Here is a 21,706-nt window from a genome sequence, read left to right on the forward strand (position 1 = left end):
CGAAATTTTCGCTGATGTTGCCAAACTACCTGCCAGTAATTTACTCAGAGAAACTCTTAATTACAATTTAGCGATCGCTTTAGGTAGTCCTTACAGCCTCACACCCTTACTCCCACATTTTAAGTAATGCTAGGGATGTGGTTTGTCGTTAAACCAATTTATAACAGGTAATAATACTAAGTTATACCGTTTCTTCATGAAGAGGCAATTAATCGGTTGTTGTAGAGATGTTGTATACAACATCTCTACAGGATTTATACAGTGCAGCTTTTCATAGAATTGGTATGAGAATTTTAGATTTTGAAGTTTGACCACAGACTATCTATATTCAAATTAGTATTAACAATTAATTATTGTTAACTAAATAAACACCTAGCTCCAATGAAATTATCTTTACTTGGTTTATTATCCAGTCTTAGTTTCATTTGTTGTTTCACTACAGCATCAAATGTCACAGCCAATACTGTTACTGACAAACAAAATCAACAAATATCTGTTCAAGAATTAGATTTGAAAAAGCAAATATTATCTAGTTTAGGTTCAGTAGGTCGTGTCCAACAAGCATATTTTTTAGAGCAGCAAGTTTTTGCCACTCAAATTCAACAATTAGGGCTAGATGACCTAGAAAATAGCATTCCTGGTTATAAGTGGCAAATATTTACTGATAAAAAAGCTAAAAAAATTGCCATGACTGTATTATCACCGCAGAACAATAACTCTCGGACTTATGTTAATTTTGTTACTTTAACTACATCAGATACAAATGAATATATTACCCTCTCAACTCTGTGTGAAAGTGAGCAGAATCAATTAATAATTCCTCAATTACCAACTAAATTTGTCAAGAATCAAGGCATTGAATGTCCCTCTGGATTTAGAAAATTAGAACTGAGTGAAAATGAAAATAAAATCTCGGAACAGTTAGAAAAAGAAAAAGAGCAGAGATTAATAGTGAGTTTACTTAACTCTCTACAACAGCAATATTATTCTCAAAATCAAGAATTTACAGATGATATTGATCAGCTTTTTGGATTTTCTGTAAATAAATTTATCTCCAATCAAGATTTAAAAATTAAATTATTGCCAATCAATAATCTCCAAAATGGAATTATTAGTATTGCATTGCTGCCTAGTCAAGCACAAAAAAGTTATCTGGGGATAGTTAAACGTAATCAATCTCAAATAGAACCGCCCAAAGCAATTATTTGTGAACTGCCGGAAAAAGCATCTCTAAATTTAGAAAAATTAAAAAATCTGCCCTTAAATAATTTCATAGATTGTCCTCAAAATTTTACCCCAGTCAGTCTGAGTCCAGAAGAAACGACCACTCTCAACCAAGAACTAGAAAACTTTAAAAAGTATCAGGCTAAAATTCTCGAAATTAATCAACCTCAAAAGACACGGATTTTACAAACTGCTGATAAACTAGCCAAAGAAGGTAAATACCTCGACGCTCTACAAAAATATTATTTAGCATTAGGCTCTTTGGAAATTACTGAATATGATATTTTGACAGTAATGACAGAAGAAGTTAGCTTTAATCCAATTGTAGATAGTTTTTTTAAGAAAATCACACCCGTTTTAGAAGCAGCAAAACCTTCTCTGTTTGCACAAAAACAAGCAATTAAATCAGAGATGTATGGTTTATTTGATAATTATTCTGTAGAAGCAAACACCCCAGCCAGAAAAATTCAAGAAATAGCAGCTTTACAATTAGGATTCAATCTTTTAACTGTACCTAGTCAAGAGTTTAAAATACCAGAGAAAAAGGTTTTAGCTTTTTTGGATGTTGCGGATTTATTAAAAGGACAATTTCATGATAAATCACAAGCATTGAATAATAAATTAGACAAGAAAATACGGAGTTATATCAATGAAAATAAAACTGCGATCGCTACTATTCGTAACTTGCTATTGAATGATGAGATACCACGTTGGGGTATAGATTATAAGTGGGTTAAAGAAGGAGATTTTAATGCTCCTAGTCCTAGCTATATCGGAGTGGTAAATTTACAACGTTTATTAATAATTGATATTTTAGATAAACAACAGCAAGGAAATACCCAAGAAATGCTGAAATCTTTAGAAGCTTCTTGGAAGCTCAGTAAATCATTACAAGATGAACCATCTTTGATTGGTCAACTGGTAAATATAATTATTAGGCGATCGCAACTCAGGGTGCTGGAAAAAATTGATAATCTCCCTGTGGTTTGGCAACAGCAATTGCTAGAAAAAGACTATACCCAAGCCATGATTCAAGCACTAAACATAGAAGCTTTTTCCCAGTTGCAAGGATTAGATAAAATCATTTCTCCAGAAAAAGATACACAACTATCTCAGTTGTATCGTGATTGGTATGGAGTTAACACATATAAAATCAATCAAGAATTTTATACAGCAATAGCACAAAAGAAAGATAATCTTTGTTCTCTGAATGTGCAAGCTTTAGAAAAACAGTATTTTCCTCAAAATGCCACGATTAGTCCCAGCTATGTTAAGCAGGCGTTGAAGGCTCATTATCTGATGTTGGAGTCAGAAATGTTGCAAAAAGTCTTACAAATAAAAGCAACTATTCATCAAGGAAAATCCCTACCCAGTGAGCTATCGGAAATGCCATCAAACATCTGCTTAGGTAACAAATGGCTGTATAAATCTGCCGCAGATGGCAAATGGTTGATTTATCTTGATAAACCACCAATTTGGCAATCTGAAATTGAGCGATCGCCATTAACTTATACAGGGAAATTTAATGGTAGATGATAGGTTTCGGGAAGGGTATAGGGGTGTATGTATCTAAACCCGAATTTCTCACGTATGGGTAGCGGGTGTGGAGAGAGAGGGGAGTGTGGGGAGTGTGGGGGGAAAGATTTCTTCACCATCCTCCCACACTTCCCACCCCTCCCACACCCCTGGATTTCTCTCTTGTGAGAAATCCAGGTAAAACCCTTACACCTTACACCCCAAATCAATCACCTGTCAGCACTCCCGACTCCCTACTCACCACTTTCTTTTTTGCTAGTGGAGTTAAAAACTAGGTCATTGTGGGAATACTAAATATGGGTACAGACGGCGACTAGTTTATGAAGGGAGTCTTAATGGGTTTGGTGAATCAAATACTCTTGAGTTCGATGCTCTTGCCATTAAGAGTGAGCAATCCTATTCAGATCACCAATAGCACTGTTGTTGGGCATAATTTATTTCATAGCTTCAGGCAATTCTGGTTTCCTAGCAACGGCTCTGTCACCTTTAGTCATAATTCTCATATCCAAAATATTGTTAGTCGTAAGAGCGATCGCTCTTGGTCAGACATTCGTGATGTCTCTGCATTTCGGAAATCTGGCAATATGAACGCACAAGCACCTCCTCATACTGCACCAGTGTTTATGCAAGCAACTTCTTGGTGACTTAATGTCAATTGACTACCTAAATTTTTTCTCTCTACTTTTAATTTATAACTACCTATGAATTTCCTCATTAAACCACGTCGTTGGTTATATATCAGTCTGAGTGTTATGAGTTTGTGCTTGGCAGTAACCATTACACCGGCTCAAGCATCTCGTCCAGTATCGACCAATTCTGTTACTAGTCTCAATCTCAATATATCTAATACAGAATCTACAAATTGGCTAGAACAAGGACGACAACTTTACCAATCTGGTAGCTTTACAGAAGCGGTAAACGCATGGCAAAGAGCAGTACAAACTTACCATAACCAAGGCGATCGCTCCAACGAAGCTTTAAGTTTTAGTTACCTGTCATTGGCACAGCAAGAACTTAATCAATGGGAAGCAGCTGAAAAATCCATCGCCCAAAGTGTAAAAATTCTGCAAACTGCACAACCAGCTGCCGATGCTATTGTCTGGGCGCAAATACTGAATACTCAAGCAAATTTACAACTCCGCACTGGTAAAGCGGAAACTGCACTAGATATTTGGCAACAAGCTCAAAAATATTACGAGCAGGCGGGAGATAAAATTGGCAGCTTAGGTAGTCAAATCAACCAAGCACAAGCCTTACAAAGTTTGGGGTTCTACCGTCGCTCGAAGCAACAGTTAGAGGCTTTAGCGCAAAAGTTGGCAGCTATGCCCGATTCGGAAATCAAAGTCAGTGGATTGCGATCGCTGGGTTTAGCTTTACACGCTATCGGCGATCGTAACAGCCAATCAGTATTAGAACAAAGTTTAGCCACAGCCAACCAAATTGCCGCTAAAACCCAGTTAAGTTCGATTCTGTCCAGTCTGGGGAAAGTGGCTTCTGATTTCCAAGACCCAGAAGCCGCCTTAAATTACTTTGAAGATGCAGAAACATCTGCTAACAACCCGAATGAAGCTTTACAAGCCCGGTTAGCTCGGTTCAAACTCTTGGTGGACTACGACAAATTGGAATATGCCATTCCCCTCGCACCCCAGTTACTACAACAGTTGTCTGAATTGCCACCTAGTCATAGTTCTTTAGGTGCAGCAATTAACTTTGTTGCCACTCTGAATCGCGTCGAAAATTCAGAGCGAATTTTACCGAGTCAAGAGTTAGCACAACTCATGGCAGACACTGTTAAATCTGCCCAAAAAATTCAGGATAGTAGCGCCCAAGCTTATGCACTGCATGAATGGGCAGAACTCTACAGCCGGAAAAAACAGTGGTCTCAAGCACAGGAATTAGCTGAGAAATCCCTGAAGATTGCCCGTGAAATTCAAGCAGATGATTTGATTGCTCAATCAGCTTGGCAGGTCGGCAAATTGTATAAAAAACAAGGCAACCGTCTCCAAGCAATTACAGCTTATACCGAAGCCGTTAAGTCATTAAAGGCATTACGTGGGGATATGGTCGCGGTTAACCCTGATGTCCAATTTTCCTTCCGGGAAAGTGTCGAGCCTGTTTATCGGCAGCTAGTGAGTTTACTGCTAGATGACCAACCCAGCCAGACAGCATTAACTCAAGCGCGAGAATTGATTGAATCACTACAAGTTGCTGAACTGGATAACTTTTTCCGAGAAGCTTGTTTGGATAAAGCCCAGCAAATTGATCAAGTTGACCCCACCGCAACAGTAGTTTATCCGATTATTTTAAGCGATCGCTTAGGTATAATTTTCTCCCAAGCTGGAAAACCACTGCGTTACTATGCCACTCCCAAATCTCAAGCAGAAATTGACCAAACTCTAGAGAATTTCCTGGTGGCTCTTAACCCAGTTTCTGACTCCAGTAAGCGGGAGAAATTATCCCAACAGATTTATGATTGGTTGATTCGTCCCGCAGAAGCAGATCAAGCCTTTAAAGACACCAAGACATTGGTATTTGTTTTAGATGGTCGGTTGCGGAATATTCCTATGGCCGCCTTGTACGACGGTAAGCAATATTTGATTGAAAAGTATGCTGTGGCGCTCTCACCCGGATTACAACTCATGGCCGCTCAATCACTCCAGCAAAAACGGATTGATGCCATCGTTGGGGGAATTAGTGAATCTCGTGCTGGTTTTAGTGCTTTACCCGCAGTGGAATCAGAAGTAAAACAAATCTCTCAAAAAGTCCCTTCTTCCACCTTGCTTAATCAACAATTCACCAGTGAAGCCCTGGCTGAGTATGTCAAATCTAGTAAGGCTAATGTTGTTCACCTCGCCACCCACGGACAATTTAGTTCTCGTCTGGAAAATACTTTCTTGCTGACATGGGATGGTGAAGTCAACGTTAAAGAGTTATCTGAACTTTTGAAAAATCGTAGCGGTAATTCTGCCAAAGCGATCGAATTATTAGTCCTGAGTGCCTGTGATACAGCTAGTGGGGATGACCGCGCGGCTCTGGGACTAGCGGGTTTAGCTGTCAAGTCCGGCGCACGTTCCACCATTGCCACACTCTGGCCAGTTAAAGACAAAGCTGCCCAAATGCTCATGACTCGCTTTTATGACCAACTACGGCAACCCAAAATCACCAAAGCTGAAGCATTAAGGCAAGCCCAAATTAATCTGATTCGCCAAACCGATTTCCGTGATCCGTTCTTTTGGTCTGCCTTTGTTTTGGTAGGGAATTGGTCTTAAATACGTAATATTACTGTAGCTATCTGACTCAAGAAAAACATTAACTTTATGGTTTTTTCATGGAATTTCAGATATAAATGCTAGTAGTGTTCCCGTATTTGCTAGAGTTTATCAGCATTTCCAAAATTTTTGGTACAGCCAAATACAATGTATTTTCCATTACTATATCAATGGATGAGATCAAAGATGAGAAAACGTCGATATCTAACTAGCACATTGAGCATTATCGCTCTCATTGCTAGCAGCACATGGGCTAGTGCCTATGCTGTAACATTTACCCCACCTGTAAAAAATTCCGCACCCAGAGACTCTACTGGTGGGGCTTCCCGCGGCAGTATCTTTGTACCAAATAAAGGTAATAGTGCGCCCAGACAAGCAACTGGTGGAGCTTCTCGCGGCAATATCTTTACCCCTAAAAAAGATAACAATGCTCCTCAACAAGCATCAGGTGGAGCTTCTCGCGGCAATATCTTTACTCCCAAAAAAGATAACAGCGCCCCCCAACAAGCATACGGCGGAGCTTCTCGCGGCAATATCTTTACTCCTAAAAAAGATAACAGCGCCCCCCAACAAGCATACGGCGGAGCTTCTCGTCTAGGTACTTACTACTTGAATCCTGGAACTGTAGCAGCAACCGGGCCAGCAGCGTTGATAGCCCTTCTACCTGAAAACTTCTACGGCACTACAACTTCTGAACACCCGACAGTTTTGGTTTATCTTCCTGCTTCTAATGCCGAAGAAGCTGTATTCAGCCTCAAGGATGAAGCTGGTAATACCCAATATCAAATGACCATTCCAGTGACTGGGAAAACTGGAGTTATGGCCATCAAATTACCAGCAGATGCACCTGCTTTAGCTGTAGGTAAAAACTATCAATGGTTCTTGGCGCTGAAAGTGGATGGAACACTTAGCCCCAGTACACCTTATGTTGATGGTTGGATTGAACGTATTCAGCCGACTGCTGAATTGACAACAGCAATGCAGCAGTCAGATGCTCTCCAACGGGCAGTTGCCTTTGGAAAAAGCGGGGTGTGGTATGACTGTGTAGCAACAATGGCTGCACTACAAAATGCCCAACCCAAAAATCCCACAATTGTTAAGCAATGGCAAGAACTTCTTTCTTCCGTGAGCTTAAAGGATATTGCAACTGCTCCCTTAGTCGCATCAGCTAATTAGGGACTGAGGACTAGTAGTTCACCAACCCGACATGCTGTGTAGACCTAGCAGGGGTACAGGGGGCAGGAGGCAAGGTTGCAGGGGGAATTAATTGGTCAATATTTTTATTCTCCCTCTTGCTGCCCGCTCCTTGCTCCCTATCCTCTACTCAGACAAGTGTTAGCCCGAATTTCTCACGTATGGGTAGAGAGGGGAGTGTGGGGAGTGTGGGAAGAGAGGGGGGAAAGATTTCTTCACCATCCTCCCACACCTCCCACACCTCCCACACCTCCCACCCTTCCCACACCCCTGGATTTCTCTCTTGTGAGAAATCCAGGTTAGTAGAGTCATGGCTGATGAATACTAATCAATGTTATGTGCCTCCGGCGAAATTATGTGGCGTAAATTCCAAGGTTTAATGCAACGCTCACGTAGCGTTTTTATTATTACTCCCAGTGTCGCTCTTACAGTTATTGTTGGGCAGTCATTGGGACTTTTTAATTTGCCGGAGTGGAAACTTCGTGATGAATGGATGCGGCAACATTCGCAAAATACAATAGCTGACGAAATTGTGATTGTCACAATTGATGAGCGTGATATTCAATCGGTTGGTAAATGGCCAATTCCCGACTGGTCATTAGCGCAATTACTTCAAAAAATTCGATCGCAAAAACCCCGCGCCATTGGCTTGGATCTCTACCGAGATTTACCAGAAGGCAAAGGATATGAGCAACTGGTAGAGGTTTTTCGCAGCACGCCTAATTTAATTGGAGTGGAAAAAATCACTGGGGAGCGTGTCAATCCTCCACCAGAATTGCAAAAACTGGAACAAGTTGGATTAGCAGATTTGGTATTAGATGGCGATCGCCATGTGCGGCGTGCCTTACTCACAGCTGCTGATGCTAAACAAGAGGGAAAAATTAAGGCGGGATTGGCAACGATGGTGGCGCTCAAGTATCTGGAAGCAGAAAAAATTTCTTTAGAACCAGTAAATGCAGAGCAACAGAAGTTCCGCCTAAATAATCAAATTTATCTGCCTCTGCAAAACCAAGAAGCAGGTTATTCCGATACTGATGTGGGTGGTTATCAAATTCTGCTCAAATGGCATGGTGCTGAAACGGCGTTTCATACAGTGGCGATGCGGGATGTGTTGGCAGGAACTATCCCCGCCAATCTGATGCGCGATCGCATGGTGTTTATCGGCTCAACGGCCTCCAGTACGAATGATTTCTTTAGCACCCCCTTTAGTTCCTCTTTGATTGCTGCTCAAAAACCCACAGCTGGAGTTGTGATTCATGCCAATATTGCCCATCAAATAGTCCAAGGAGCAAAAACAGGTAAAGCCAACTTACACGGTTTTTCTGGCAATACCACTTCATTTTGGATTATTTTGTGGTCTTTAATTGGTTCTGGTGGTAGCTGGTGTTTAGCAAGTTGGCGTACCCAGCGCAACATTCCCGGCGGCAAAATTCTCTGGGCAACCGTAGGCATCAGTGGTACTTTTCTGGTGGGTGGCTATGGAATATTTTTACAGGGGTTGTTGATTCCCGTCACACCAGGGTTAGCTGCCTTCATTAGTAGTGTGATTGCCACAACCAATGCCTATAAACAACAAAAGTTAGAAGAAGCCAACCGACAACTAGAAATTGCCAATTCTCAACTCTTAGATTATTCTAAAACTCTTGAGTTTAAAGTTGAAGAACGCACTCGTGAATTATTGGAAGCCAAACAAGCGGCTGATGCGGCTAACGAAGCCAAGAGCGAGTTTTTAGCCAACATGAGTCATGAGTTACGCACACCATTAAATGGCATTTTGGGTTTTGCCCAGGTGCTAGAGTTATCACCAAACTTGACCGATAAAAATCGAGAAGGAGTCAACATTATCTACCAATGTGGTTCCCATTTACTGATGCTGATTAATGATATTCTCGATCTCTCGAAAATTGAAGCTCGTAAATTAGAATTGGTAGCAACTAATGTACATTTAGCAACTTTTTTACATGGCGTGACAGAGATTTGTAATATTCGAGCCGAACAAAAAGGAATTCGATTTAACATCGTAACTGATGATTCTTTGGCAACTGTAATTCAAGTAGATGAAAAGCGGCTACGACAAATTTTGATTAACTTACTCGGCAATGCTATCAAATTCACAGATAGCGGTAGCGTTACATTAAAAATCGATGTGATTGAGCAAGATTTGTCACAAAAGAGCAATGAAAATACGGAAATCACTTATCAGAAGATTCGTTTCCAAATAGAAGATACAGGTATTGGGATGTCACCAGACCAATTAGAGAAAATCTTTTTAGCTTTTGAACAAGTAGGTGAAGCAGGTAGGAAATCTGAAGGTACTGGTTTAGGATTAGCCATCAGTCAAAGAATTGCTGGATTGATGGGTAGTCAAATTCAAGTGCAGAGTAATTTGGGGGAGGGCAGTCTATTTTGGTTTGACATCACAGTACCAATACCAGTTTCCCATGACTGGAATACATTGACTGTGAATGCCAGCAATCAAAAAATCATTGGAATTCGTGGTCGTGTACCACAAATTTTGATTGTTGATGACGATCACAACCACCTTTCGATGTTGAGTAGTTTGTTACAAAAAATTGGCTGTCGAACTTTAGAAGCAACTGATGGTAAACAAGGGCTACAGGTGGCAAATGAACATCAACCGGATATGATTGTGCTGGATTTAGCTATGCCAAATATGGATGGCTTTGAGTTAATGGTGCAATTACAAGAAAATCCCCAAACAAGTTTGATTCCGATTATTGTCTCTAGTGCTAGAGTCTTTGAAGAAAATCAGCAACGAAGTTTAGAGGCTGGCGCAACAGCATTTTTACCCAAACCTTTGCAAGTTGATGAATTATTAAATGCACTGCGATCGCTACTCAATGTGGACTGGATTTATGCCGAATCACAGTCCAAGCAGTTACCTAGTAAAAATGAGCCAACAGATGATCATGAACTGATTTTGCCATCTCAGGATATTTTGCAACAACTATATCATTTGTCCATGATGGGAGATATTCCCGCGATCGAGGCCATAATTGCCGAATTAATCAAGCAAGATAGTCAATTTACTGCTTTTGCCAATACATTAGGTAAACTCACTGCCAATTTCCAAACTACAAAAATCCGTAAGTTCTTGAAAACATTTGTCACCACGGAGTCACATCAATGATTACTGAAGCTGTTTTTAAACCAATGCACATTTTATTGGTGGACGATAATCCAAATAATCTCAAGGTGCTATCAGAAGCGATTAAGGGATGTGGTTGGAAAGCACTGATGGCAACAGATGGTGAGTCAGCAATTGAACAAACAGAATACGCCCATCCTGATTTAATTCTCCTTGATGTAATGATGCCGGGGCTGGATGGATTTGAAACTTGCCGCAGACTGAAAGCTAATAATATTACCCAAAATATTCCGGTGATTTTTATGACGGCTTTATCTGATGCTACAGATAAAGTTAAAGGACTGGAAATTGGCGCAGTTGATTATATTACTAAGCCTTTTCAGCAAGAAGAAGTTATTGCCCGACTGAAACTACACCTCAAAATCTCCCATCTCACACGGACTTTAGAACAACGGGTACAAGAACGTACTGCCGAATTAACTCATTCTCTACAACAATTACAACAAACTCAACTACAACTTATCCAAAGTGAGAAAATGTCTACTTTAGGACAACTAGTTGCAGGCATTGGTCATGAGATTAATAACCCAATTGGTTTTATTAGTGGTAACTGCTCTTATATTGAACAATATGTAAATGATTTGTTTCGTTTGGTGGATTTGCAACAGCAAAAGCTACCAGACCCAGATCCAGAAGTGGAAGAACTCATCGAAGAAATTGACTTAGAGTATTTATATGAGGACTTACCAAAACTTCTGTTATCAATGCACCAGGGAATTGAGCGTCTCAAAGACATCAGTCTTTCTTTAAGGACTTTTGCTAGGGCTGATATTTCTTCTAAAGTCGAGTTTCAAATTCATGAAGGACTTGATAGTACTATTATGCTATTAAAGCATCGTCTCAAAGACCAAGGCGATCGCTCTAAAATTGAAGTTGTCACCCAATATAGTGAACTACCCCCAATTACTTGCTATCCTGGGCAACTAAATCAAGTTTTTATGAATATTATTGCTAATGCTATAGATGCTTTTGATGATTTACATCAAAACGTTTCAAAACAGGCGATAGCACCTTGTCAATACACCATCACGATTACTACATCTGTTGATAATCAGCAAGAAACCGTTTCAATTTGCATTGAAGATAATGCTTTAGGAATGCCGCCAGAAGTGCAAGCGAGAATTTTTGAACCATCTTTTACAACTAAACCTGTGGGTAAAGGAACTGGACTAGGATTAGCTATCAGCTATCAAATTATTGTGGATAAACATCATGGAAATATCCACTGCTTGTCCACTGCTGGTCAAGGAACAAAGTTTGTGATTACTCTGCCAATTTGATTTTTGGAATTTCAATTACTCATTAACAGGTAATCAAAGCAAATATTTTTTTATTAAGTACTGAATCTCAACCCAGTTATTAATTTATCTTGATCATCTTGCCCATTGATGTAGATAATGTACAGTCTGAGGGTTCATAGATTTGGCTAGATCCCGCACATAACCAACTAAATATCTATCCCCTGGAATCAACTGGGATGTCTGCAATCGCACCAAGTTGTACTTTACACTTGTCCTTGAATAATTTTTGTCAATTCAGCACGGCTGCGATTTGCTTCTGACCAAAAAGCTATCCAAAAGACAAGTACTATCACGATAGGCATACCTACAAATAATGCAGCTACAAGACGAGGTGTATCATCTATGAAGGTGATGATACTAACTGTATTACACCAAATGAATAGCCATAAGCCTAAAAAAGCCATCACAAAAGTATGTACGCTGATTTGGATATGCACCAAGGTTTGACGAGGCTGCGCTTCAAATCGTCCGCGAATCATTGGTAAAAACGAATTGCGATAGTGAATAATTCGACTGATTTGAAAACCATCATCAGAAATGGTTCCTTGATACAGAGTATGTTGTCTAGAGAATCTAAATGCCTTTGGTGGTTCAATGTTGGCACTTAGTCTTTGCACAACTATGGGTAATGGTTCTGGTACTGTAATTGTAAAACTATCGTAGGGTAGGATTTTCATTTTGTTTGGGGCTGTTGGTGATAATTCACCCTGGCCATTGCAGTATTGTTTTCAGTTTTCCCCTAGCGATCGCTGCTTGAACAAGTTATTTTATGTATTTTTTGGCGTAGCATGTAAATTGTAGTCAGAATACTGGAAATATCAGAAAAAACTTATCAATCAACGTCTGAATATTGCTGGATTGCTTTTAACTCTTGACTGTTTAGAAGTTATGTGTTTTTAGTTTAGCAATATCTGATATTTTCCTAAAAGGTAGGCAATTTATTAACCTAACTAATAAGCTCATAGTTATTCACAATAGTGTTGGTTGTTTAAAAGCCAGCAGCTGGATTTGAACCTGCGACCTTCCGATTACAAGTCGGATGCACTACCACTGTGCTATGCTGGCGTTGTGATTAAGCATCACCGATTTTTAATTATAGCACAAGCTTAATGATTGTCTAGAGGAAGCAGCAAAAAAATCCTTGATTTGATGGGGCGATAAAGTTGATAAATTAATATTCATAGCAAAAGCTAACTCAAAATCCTGGGCTGGACGCAAAAAGATTGAATACAGTGGTTAACTGTATTTTTTTTGACACGGCTAGGTAAAGAAATAGATAATTGTTCTTTACAGATCAAAAACATGGCAGTGTTAATCGGGCGAGATATATTAAGTCTGGCGGACTTCAGTCCAACGGAACTTCAAGAAATTCTGGAATTGGCTGGGCAATTGAAATCTCAACAGCTAAAGTTGCGCTGTAATAAGGTGTTGGGTTTGTTGTTTTCTAAAGCTTCAACTCGCACGCGGGTGAGTTTTACGGTGGCGATGTACCAATTGGGTGGACAGGTAATTGATCTTCATCCTAATGTTACCCAAGTGAGTCGCGGCGAACCGATCCAAGATACAGCACGGGTGTTAGATAGATATTTAGATGTTTTGGCAATTCGGACTTTTGCCCAGGAAGATTTAGAAATTTTCGCTAACTATGCCAAAATTCCGGTAATTAATGCTTTGACTGATGCGGAACATCCTTGTCAGATATTGGCTGATTTGTTGACGATTCAAGAATGTTTTGGGAAGTTAGCTGGTTTAACTTTGACTTATGTTGGTGATGGCAATAATGTAGCGAATTCTTTGATGTTGGGTTGTGCTTTGGCGGGGATGAATATCAGAGTTGCTACTCCCAAAGGATTTGAACCTGATGCCAAAATTGTAGAACAAGCAAGGGCGATCGCATCTGGTAAAACTGAAGTTCTGCTAACTCATGACCCAGAATTAGCCGCTAAGGATGCTTCTGTACTTTATACTGATGTTTGGGCAAGTATGGGTCAAGAACAAGAAGCTGATGACCGAATGCCAATTTTTCAACCTTATCAAATTTCGGAACAATTGCTGAGTTTGGCTGATCAAGATGCCATTGTTTTACATTGCTTACCAGCCCATCGCGGTGAAGAAATTACCGAAGAAGTAATTGAAGGTTCACACTCACGAGTTTGGGATCAGGCCGAAAATCGTCTCCACGCACAAAAAGCCTTGCTCGCTAGTATTTTGGGGGCTGAATGAACAGTAACAATTAAAAAGATAAAAGGCAAAAGAACTAAACTTTTTCTTTCTTTTGCCTTTTATTTTTTTATTTCACCTTGTTATCTGGAATTTTTTGTAGTACTAATGTTCTAGGGACATTTGTATTTACTGGCAATAATTATTATGGAACGACTAACAGAAGCGCAACAAGAATTATATGAATGGTTGGCAGAATATATCCGAACTCACCAACATTCTCCTTCAATTCGCCAAATGATGCAAGCGATGAATTTGAAATCGCCAGCACCAATTCAAAGTCGCTTAGAACATTTAAGAAATAAAGGCTACATTGAATGGACTGAAGGTAAGGCTCGCACAATTCGGATTTTACATCCAGCCAAGCAAGGTGTACCAATTTTAGGTAATATTGCGGCTGGTGGTTTAATTGAGCCTTACACTGAGGCTGTCGATTATTTAGATTTTGGCAACTTTGCTTTACCGCCGCAAACCTATGCTTTGCGGGTGACAGGCGACAGTATGATAGAAGATTTGATTGCTGATGGCGATGTGGTATTTTTGCGGCCAGTCCTAGAACCAGATCAGCTAAAAAATGGCACAATTGTTGCAGCAAGGGTAGATGGTTACGGTAATACATTAAAACGTTTTTACCGCAATGGCGATCGCGTTACTCTCCAACCTGCTAACCAAAAGTATAGCCCGATTGAAGTTTCGGCAATGCAGGTACAGGTGCAAGGTTCTCTTGTCGGCGTTTGGCGTGGATATAACTGAAGGTAAAAGTCAAAAGTCAAAAGGCAAAAGAAAAAATTTTTACTTTTTACTTTTAACTTTTGACTTTGTATTAGGGTTCATCACCAACTTTGTTTTTGATTTTTTATGTACCTGACGCAAAATTCAGTGCAGCAGCTACCCACTTTCCGGCTAAGAATACCATTTGCTAGGGAAGATAGGGGTAAGTACCATCACCAAGCACTACCAGGATGTCCGAAGATACCGTCATCTCTGCAATTGCGCCAGTATCAGCGCCAAGCTGTTACTAACTGGTTTGCGAATAATGGCAGAGGGACTTTAAAAATGGCGACTGGTAGTGGTAAAACTATTACTGCATTGGCGATCGCTTGTGAATTGTACCAGCAAATTAACTTACAAGTTCTGTTGGTGGTGTGTCCCTATCGCCATCTCGTTACCCAATGGGCGCGAGAATGCGAAAAGTTTAATTTACAACCGATATTAGCCTTTGAGAATGTCCGCAGTTGGCAAAGTCAACTTTCTACGCAACTTTACAATTTGCGTTCTGGTTCTCAAGGCTTTATCACCATCATTACTACCAACTCGACATTAATTGGTGAAGGTTTTCAATCGCAACTCAAGTATTTACCGCCGAAAACTTTAATTATTGGAGATGAAGCCCATAATTTAGGCGCACCCAAGTTAGAGGAAAGTTTACCACGGCGGTTGGGGTTGCGGTTGGCTTTATCTGCCACACCAGAACGATATTTTGATGATAGCGGTACCCAATCTTTATTGGATTATTTCGGCCCAGTACTGCAACCAGAGTTTACATTGCGGGATGCGATCGCACAAGGCGCTTTGGTACATTATTTGTATTATCCAATTTTGGTAGAGTTAACGGAAATTGAAAGCATTGCCTATTTAAAGTTAACTAAAAAAATTGGCCGTTCTTTACTCTATCGAGAACGCAAAACTGAAAATTCCCCTAATTTTGAAGACAACGAAGATTTAAAGCCTTTATTAATGCAACGGGCGAGATTAATTGGTGCAGCCGCCAATAAATTAACTGCATTACGGCAATTAATGGCAACACGCCGCGACACTACTCATACACTTTTTTATTGTAGTGATGGTTCATTAGAAACGGGACGTTCATCTCTCCAACAACTCAAAGCCGTTGTGAAAATTCTGGGAGGAGATTTAGGTTATAAAGTTAGTACCTATACAGCCCAAACGCCTTTAGCAGAAAGAGAAGTTTTACGCCGTCAATTTGAAAATGGTGAGTTACAAGGTTTAGTCGCCATTCGCTGTTTAGATGAGGGAGTTGATATTCCCGCAATTAAAACTGCGGTGATTTTATCAAGTTCGGGAAATCCTCGCCAATTTATTCAGCGTCGAGGCAGAGTTTTACGCCCACATTCGAGTAAGGAACGGGCAACTATTTACGATATGATTGTGCTGCCGCCAGATTTAGATAGGGAAACCATAGAAGTGGAACGCAATTTATTAAGAAAAGAACTGCGGCGCTTTGTTGAATTTGCCGATTTAGCCGATAACGCCGGGGAAGCAAGAATGAAATTGTTAGATTTACAAAAACGCTATGGATTATTAGATGTTTAATCCGCCTGCGGTTAGTTTTGTAAAATTTTGTTTGCTATCTGTAAATATTCTGGTGCTTTATGGAATAATTAATATTGATTCTAATGGGATAGAAGCAAAATTTTTAAAGCGACAAACACTCTATTATAATCAATATTCAACCTAAATTCAGTATATCAGTAAATTCACCATAATTAATCTTAATTTTGTCAAAAAGTTTTAAAATTTTCCTCCCCATAATTACCCTAAATTAAAGATGCGAGTAAGAGTCAGATTGCGGATGTAAAATTATCAATCATCTCCGGCTAAAATAAAGCATAACTCATACGAAACTGAGATGTTGCCAGAGCAGAATATCGATGATGTGCAAGAGCCAATTACTAGCGCCTCGCCGGAAGTGCGGCAGATTATTGAGCGAGTCTGGAATCTAGAAAAAAGCAGGCTAGATAAAAAAAGTAATAGCCCCATCAACGATGATATTTTGGCAATTGTCAAGGAAGCCGTACAATGAAGCTCACTTCCATTAAACTGTGTAACTTTCGCTCTTTTTATGGCAGAACACCGGAGATAGTTTTGGCTGGAGGTGATATTCTCAACACCACAATTATTCATGGTAATAATGGAGCGGGAAAAACCAGTTTACTGAATGCGTTTACCTGGGTATTATATGAGAAGTTTAGTGCTGCCTTTGCTTCAACAGAACAGTTGGTGAATAAGAGAGCGATCGCAGAAGCTAAAACTGGGCAATCGATAGAATGTTGGGTAGAAATTAACTGGGAGCATGAAGGTAAACGCTACAACGCCAAACGCCAGTGTCGCATATATAAAGATAAAACTGACTTGGAATCTCTCAAAACAGAATTATTAATGCAAGTAGCTGGGGATGATGGTAGATGGTATTTCCCCCTGCAAAAACCAGAAGAAATCATTGGGCAGATTTTACCCGCCAGTTTACATCAATACTTTTTCTTTGATGGGGAACGTATTGAAGAAATAGTCCGTTCTGATAAAAAAGCCGAAATTGCTGAAGCTATCAAAATTTTCTTGGGTGTCGAGGTAATTAACCGTTCTATCAAACATCTGAGTGAAGCCAAGAAAAGTTTAGAAAATGAACTAAAAGCCATCGGTGACTCGGAAATTAAACAACTTCTCAAAGAACAAGACAAGCTAGAACAGGAAATTTCCCAAATTAATACCAGACAAACAGAAATTAAGCAAGAGTTAGAATATCAACAAAACTTTAAAAAAGAAACCGGGAATCGTTTACTCGAACTCAGCGCCGCTAAAGAACTGCAAGACAGACGACAAGAATTAGAAAATCAAAAAACATCCAATCAAGAATTATTGCGTCAAACTAAAGAAGCTCTGAAGAAAATTATTTCGGCGCGTGGTTATACAGTTTTACTATCAGAAACGACCAACCAATTTCGGATAATACTTAATGATTTGAAAGCACAAGGCGAATTAACTTCTGGCATTTCACGAGAATTTATCAACGAATTACTCAAAGGTAAACGCTGTATTTGTGGCGCAGAATTATATAACGGTAATCATGCTCATACTAACGTTAGCCTCTGGTTAAATCAAGCTGGTTCGTCGGCTGTAGAAGAAACAGCAATTCGCATGAGCGCCCAAGTCGATGAAATCGACAAACAAGCAGTAACATTTTGGGAAGAAGTCGATAGAGAACAAACGAGAATTAATCAGTTACGCCAAAACATATCGCAAATTGAACTTGAATTAGATACGATTCAAAAACGGTTGCGTAAAGATGCGAACGAAGAAATTAGTAGTTTACAAAAACGCTTAGATGAAATTGAAAGTAAAATTGATGAATTAAACCGAGAACAAGGTGCAAATCAACAGCGAATTTCCCATTTAAAAACTGAGATTGATGCTTTGGTAAAACAAATTGCCAAGCAGAAACTCAATGAAGAAAAGCAATTACTCGCCCAAAGACGTATCAACGCCACTCAAGACGCGATTGAAAGATTAACTGAAGTCAGAAATCGGCAAGAAAAACAGTTTCGGTTGCAGTTAGAACAGCGATTACAGGAAATATTCACATCAATATCTTTTGCGCCTTATCTCCCGAAAATTAGTGATAAATATGAACTCACTTTAGTAGAAAATACCACCGGAGTCGAATCACTTGTTGCTGCATCTACAGGAGAAAACCAAATTCTCAGTTTGTCTTTTATTGCCAGTATTATTGATAAAGTCCGCGAATGGAGTGAAAAGCGCAAAGTTTTAACTGTACCGAATAGCAGCACTTTTCCCATTGTGATGGATTCTCCATTTGGGAGTTTAGATGAAAGTTATCGTCGTCGCATTGCTCAAACATTACCTGAGTTAGCAAATCAGTTAATTATTTTAGTGACGAAAACTCAATGGCGCGGTGAAGTAGAGCAAGAAATGGTGAATAGAATTGGGCAGGAATATGTGTTGACTTACTATTCGTCTAAACCTGATTGTGAGCAAGATTATATTGAGTTGGGTGAGGAAAGATATCCGTTAGTGAAGCAAAGCCCGAATGAGTTTGAATATACTGAGGTGATGGTGATTGAGCGTAATTGGTGATTTTGTTAGAGGATATTTTAAAGAAACAGAGGAAGTAGAAAATCAAGCTTAAGCTGTGCAACTACCTAAAAATCTCGTTTCATATTTAGTTCTGCTAACTTTTGTCTAATTAAAAATTCAACTTCTTCAATTTCAGAATTTGATTTTGGAATATCAAAAGTCTGTGGAGATGCTTCAGACGTAAAGCGGTCAACAAAGGTACGAAATGCTGCTTTATTGTCAGGGTGAGCAATGACGAAAGCTCTTAACTCAGTTTTGGTCATACTACTAAAGTCAGGTTTCATCACAAGAACCTCCAAAGACCATTGCGATAGATTTCTATCTCTCTATTATCGCCTGCCAAAATAAAGACATTACCTGTTTGCTCATCGAGGCGGACAATATAAATAGGAGTGAATGTATTAGTCAAAGATTGACATATAGCAATCCTATATGAGTTATGAAAAAATATTCTTTTTAACGAACCGCAAAGGACGCAAAGGACACAAAGAAAGAGAAGAAGGAGAAGAAAGAGAATTTCACAAATGATTTAGGATTGACATAGTATGACACACCTGATGCCTTGTTTAGCAGTTGGCATGAGACATTCTCACTTTAGAGCGTATAGATGCTAAAGTATGGCATACTTCAACATGATGGCAAGGTAAACTGGTGGAATTGACTGATGTGAACCTTGTCCTATGCCGGATTTTTTATTAGAAGTTGGTACAGAAGAACTACCTGCAAACTTTCTCAGTGATGCTATCGTACAATGGCGATCGCGCATTCCCCAAACTTTGACAGCCAATAGTCTCAACAGTGACGCTGTAGAAGTTTACGGTACTCCCCGACGCTTGGCGGTACTTATCAAAGGTCTACCACAGCAACAAGCAGACCGGGAAGAAGAAATTAAAGGCCCTCCCGCCCAAGCTGCGTTTAAAGATGGTCAACCTACACAAGCGGCCGTAGGTTTTGCTAAGAAGCAAGGTGTGGAACTGGAGGCGCTACAAGTTCGCCCGACGGATAAAGGCGATTTTGTGTTTGTTAACAAAAAAACTCCTGGTCGTCCTGTAGCCGATATTTTGACTGAACTGGTTCCCCAATGGATTTTAAATTTAGAAGGTAAGCGGTTGATGCGCTGGGGTGATGGCGATGTGAGATTTTCGCGTCCGGTGCGTTGGCTGGTGGCGTTGTTGGATGAGGCGATTTTACCGATAGAATTGGTGAATGGTTCGGATAGAATTACCAGCGATCGCATTTCTCATGGTCATCGTGTTTTATATCCCGAAACTATAACTATTAACCAAGCCACTGATTACGTTGAAACTCTGCGTTCTGCTTATGTAGTCGTGGATGACAATGAACGTGCAATGACAATTGCAAAAGAAGTTCACGCCGCCGTTAATTCGGTCAATGGTTCCACAGAAATCTATCCTGACTTATTAACAGAAGTAACTAATTTGGTTGAATGGCCTTCGCCAGTTGTAGGTAAATTTGACGCGGAATTTTTGAATTTACCCACAGAAGTAATTACTACTGTCATGGTCAGCCATCAACGATATTTTCCTGTTTTTAAAGGAGAAAATCACCAAGAATTACTACCGAATTTCATCACCGTTTCTAATGGCGATCCGACAAAATCTGATATCATCGCCAAAGGTAATGAAAGAGTCATCCGCGCCCGATTAGCCGATGGACAGTTTTTCTATAACGCCGATATAGCTAAACCTTTAGAAAGCTTTTTACCCCAGTTAGAAAAGGTAACTTTCCAAGAAGATTTAGGTTCGCTGCGTGCCAAGGTAAATCGCATCATCAATATTGCCGAGCAAATTGCTGCACAACTAAATTTAACTGATACTGACCGCCAAAATATTCACCGTGCTGCATTATTATGTAAAGCTGATTTAGTCAGCCAAATGGTGTATGAATTCCCAGAATTGCAAGGCATTATGGGGCAGAAATATGCTTTAGCCAGTGGTGAAAATGCCGCAGTGGCAACGGCAATTTTTGAACATTATTTACCACGGGGAGCCGATGATATTTTACCGGAAATTTTAACAGGTCAAGTCGTCGGCATAGCTGATAGATTAGATACCTTAGTCAGCATCTTTGGCTTAGGGATGATTCCTTCTGGCTCTTCTGACCCCTTTGCTTTACGTCGGGCTGCCAATGCCATTGTAAATATTACTTGGGCGGCAAATTTAGGAATTAATTTAGATAATTTGTTGCAGCAAACAGCCGCTAATTTTGCTCAGGAATATAGTAAAGAGTCAGGGCAGTTAGTCACAACATTGCAAGAATTTTTCCTACAAAGAATTCGGACATTACTGCAAGAAGAAAAACAAATTGATTACGATTTGGTGAATGCTGTTTTGGGCGAAAATGACCCTGAGTATACAGAAAGAGCATTGCAAGACTTATTAGATGTCCGCGATCGCGCCTTATATCTGCAACAAATCCGCAATGATGGTACTCTCGATAAAATCTACGAAACCGTCAACCGTTCTACCCGCCTCGCCGCCCAAGGTGATTTAGATACCAAACAGCTAGAACCTGCTGGTTTAATCAATCCTGAATTATTCCAAAAGTCATCCGAAAAAGCATTTTACGATGCCATTGTGGAATTAGTACCCCAAACCCAAACCGCCCAGCAATCACGAAACTATCAACTGTTAATTGCAGCGTTAGCAAAAATCGCACCTACCGTTAGTAATTTCTTTGATGGCCCGGAAAGCGTGTTAGTTATGGATACTAACCCAGATATTAAGCGCAATCGCTTGAATTTGCTCGGATTATTGCGAAATCATGCGCGGGTGTTAGCTGACTTTGGAGCGATCGTCAAAAATCTGTAGCGTAGATCAACAAAATATGGTGTAAATGTTGCCAATAAGCGTTAGTATAATGAGTGCTTAACCAGGGGT

Annotated in this window: 15 protein-coding genes and 1 tRNA gene; 12 read left to right on the forward strand and 4 right to left on the reverse strand. The window is 39.9% G+C overall.

Translation table 11 applies throughout. From position 1 onward, the window contains the following. Positions 1-381: 381 nt before the first annotated feature. The 6 genes from H6G74_RS01980 to H6G74_RS02005 all read left to right on the forward strand — a co-directional run bounded on the left by H6G74_RS01980 (position 382) and on the right by H6G74_RS02005 (position 11,672). Positions 382-2,760: a type IV pilin-like G/H family protein gene (locus H6G74_RS01980; protein WP_190966050.1), complete on the forward strand. Its 2,379-nt coding sequence runs from the start codon at positions 382-384 to the stop codon at positions 2,758-2,760. Positions 2,761-3,080: 320 nt separating this feature from the next. Beyond that, entirely contained in the window at positions 3,081-3,404 is a 324-nt protein-coding gene (locus H6G74_RS01985) for a two-partner secretion domain-containing protein (RefSeq protein WP_190966051.1), read from the forward strand. Positions 3,405-3,461: 57 nt separating this feature from the next. Next, positions 3,462-6,029, forward strand: a complete 2,568-nt coding sequence (locus tag H6G74_RS01990; protein ID WP_190966052.1) for a CHAT domain-containing protein — start codon at positions 3,462-3,464, stop codon at positions 6,027-6,029. A gap of 186 nt (positions 6,030-6,215) precedes the next feature. Further along, positions 6,216-7,205: a DUF928 domain-containing protein gene (locus H6G74_RS01995; protein ID WP_190966053.1), complete on the forward strand. Its 990-nt coding sequence runs from the start codon at positions 6,216-6,218 to the stop codon at positions 7,203-7,205. A 373-nt stretch (positions 7,206-7,578) separates the two neighbouring features. Continuing rightward, positions 7,579-10,374: a CHASE2 domain-containing protein gene (locus H6G74_RS02000; RefSeq protein ID WP_190966109.1), complete on the forward strand. Its 2,796-nt coding sequence runs from the start codon at positions 7,579-7,581 to the stop codon at positions 10,372-10,374. Beyond that, the gene (locus H6G74_RS02005) at positions 10,371-11,672 is read left to right on the forward strand and encodes a hybrid sensor histidine kinase/response regulator (RefSeq protein ID WP_190966054.1); all 1,302 of its coding nucleotides are present in this window, start codon (positions 10,371-10,373) and stop codon (positions 11,670-11,672) included. The genes H6G74_RS02000 and H6G74_RS02005 overlap by 4 nt, the downstream gene beginning before the upstream one ends. Positions 11,673-11,896: 224 nt before the next feature. On the opposite strand, the gene H6G74_RS02010 is transcribed toward H6G74_RS02005, so the two are convergent. Both H6G74_RS02010 and H6G74_RS02015 read right to left on the reverse strand, forming a co-directional pair. Then, positions 11,897-12,370, reverse strand: coding sequence for a hypothetical protein (locus H6G74_RS02010; RefSeq protein ID WP_190966055.1), 474 nt, complete (start codon positions 12,368-12,370; stop codon positions 11,897-11,899). A gap of 316 nt (positions 12,371-12,686) precedes the next feature. Beyond that, positions 12,687-12,758, reverse strand: a tRNA-Thr gene (locus tag H6G74_RS02015). A gap of 237 nt (positions 12,759-12,995) precedes the next feature. Here H6G74_RS02015 and argF point away from each other — a divergent pair. The 5 genes from argF (at position 12,996) to H6G74_RS02040 (ending at position 18,806) form a co-directional block, all read left to right on the forward strand. Then, complete coding sequence (gene argF, locus H6G74_RS02020; protein ID WP_190966056.1) at positions 12,996-13,916, forward strand: ornithine carbamoyltransferase; 921 nt, start codon at positions 12,996-12,998, stop codon at positions 13,914-13,916. A gap of 144 nt (positions 13,917-14,060) precedes the next feature. Next, positions 14,061-14,666, forward strand: coding sequence for a transcriptional repressor LexA (lexA, locus tag H6G74_RS02025; protein WP_190966057.1), 606 nt, complete (start codon positions 14,061-14,063; stop codon positions 14,664-14,666). Positions 14,667-14,771: 105 nt separating this feature from the next. Beyond that, entirely contained in the window at positions 14,772-16,247 is a 1,476-nt protein-coding gene (locus H6G74_RS02030; protein WP_190966058.1) for a DNA phosphorothioation system restriction enzyme, read from the forward strand. A 316-nt stretch (positions 16,248-16,563) separates the two neighbouring features. Next, positions 16,564-16,737: a hypothetical protein gene (locus H6G74_RS02035; RefSeq protein WP_190589295.1), complete on the forward strand. Its 174-nt coding sequence runs from the start codon at positions 16,564-16,566 to the stop codon at positions 16,735-16,737. Beyond that, positions 16,734-18,806, forward strand: coding sequence for an AAA family ATPase (locus H6G74_RS02040; protein WP_190966059.1), 2,073 nt, complete (start codon positions 16,734-16,736; stop codon positions 18,804-18,806). Before H6G74_RS02035 ends, H6G74_RS02040 begins: the two co-directional genes overlap by 4 nt. Before the next feature lie 65 nt (positions 18,807-18,871). On the opposite strand, the gene H6G74_RS02045 is transcribed toward H6G74_RS02040, so the two are convergent. Then, complete coding sequence (locus H6G74_RS02045; RefSeq protein WP_190966060.1) at positions 18,872-19,090, reverse strand: DUF6887 family protein; 219 nt, start codon at positions 19,088-19,090, stop codon at positions 18,872-18,874. Continuing rightward, positions 19,090-19,335, reverse strand: a complete 246-nt coding sequence (locus tag H6G74_RS31780; RefSeq protein WP_390848763.1) for a DUF6888 family protein — start codon at positions 19,333-19,335, stop codon at positions 19,090-19,092. The genes H6G74_RS02045 and H6G74_RS31780 overlap by 1 nt, the downstream gene beginning before the upstream one ends. Before the next feature lie 151 nt (positions 19,336-19,486). On the opposite strand from H6G74_RS31780, the gene glyS reads away from it, so the two are divergent. Continuing rightward, complete coding sequence (gene glyS, locus H6G74_RS02050; protein WP_190966061.1) at positions 19,487-21,637, forward strand: glycine--tRNA ligase subunit beta; 2,151 nt, start codon at positions 19,487-19,489, stop codon at positions 21,635-21,637. Positions 21,638-21,706: the final 69 nt, after the last annotated feature.

Source organism: Nostoc spongiaeforme FACHB-130, from assembly GCF_014698475.1.
Lineage (GTDB): Bacteria > Cyanobacteriota > Cyanobacteriia > Cyanobacteriales > Nostocaceae > Nostoc_B > Nostoc_B spongiaeforme.

Coding starts and splice junctions, on each gene's coding strand:
- H6G74_RS01980 (WP_190966050.1), top strand. CDS start 382: ATGAAATTATCTTTACTTGGTTTATTATCCAGTCTTAGTTTCATTTGT.
- H6G74_RS01985 (WP_190966051.1), top strand. CDS start 3,081: ATGAAGGGAGTCTTAATGGGTTTGGTGAATCAAATACTCTTGAGTTCG.
- H6G74_RS01990 (WP_190966052.1), top strand. CDS start 3,462: ATGAATTTCCTCATTAAACCACGTCGTTGGTTATATATCAGTCTGAGT.
- H6G74_RS01995 (WP_190966053.1), top strand. CDS start 6,216: ATGAGAAAACGTCGATATCTAACTAGCACATTGAGCATTATCGCTCTC.
- H6G74_RS02000 (WP_190966109.1), top strand. CDS start 7,579: ATGTGGCGTAAATTCCAAGGTTTAATGCAACGCTCACGTAGCGTTTTT.
- H6G74_RS02005 (WP_190966054.1), top strand. CDS start 10,371: ATGATTACTGAAGCTGTTTTTAAACCAATGCACATTTTATTGGTGGAC.
- H6G74_RS02010 (WP_190966055.1), bottom strand. CDS start 12,370: ATGAAAATCCTACCCTACGATAGTTTTACAATTACAGTACCAGAACCA.
- argF (WP_190966056.1), top strand. CDS start 12,996: ATGGCAGTGTTAATCGGGCGAGATATATTAAGTCTGGCGGACTTCAGT.
- lexA (WP_190966057.1), top strand. CDS start 14,061: ATGGAACGACTAACAGAAGCGCAACAAGAATTATATGAATGGTTGGCA.
- H6G74_RS02030 (WP_190966058.1), top strand. CDS start 14,772: ATGTACCTGACGCAAAATTCAGTGCAGCAGCTACCCACTTTCCGGCTA.
- H6G74_RS02035 (WP_190589295.1), top strand. CDS start 16,564: ATGTTGCCAGAGCAGAATATCGATGATGTGCAAGAGCCAATTACTAGC.
- H6G74_RS02040 (WP_190966059.1), top strand. CDS start 16,734: ATGAAGCTCACTTCCATTAAACTGTGTAACTTTCGCTCTTTTTATGGC.
- H6G74_RS02045 (WP_190966060.1), bottom strand. CDS start 19,090: ATGAAACCTGACTTTAGTAGTATGACCAAAACTGAGTTAAGAGCTTTC.
- glyS (WP_190966061.1), top strand. CDS start 19,487: ATGCCGGATTTTTTATTAGAAGTTGGTACAGAAGAACTACCTGCAAAC.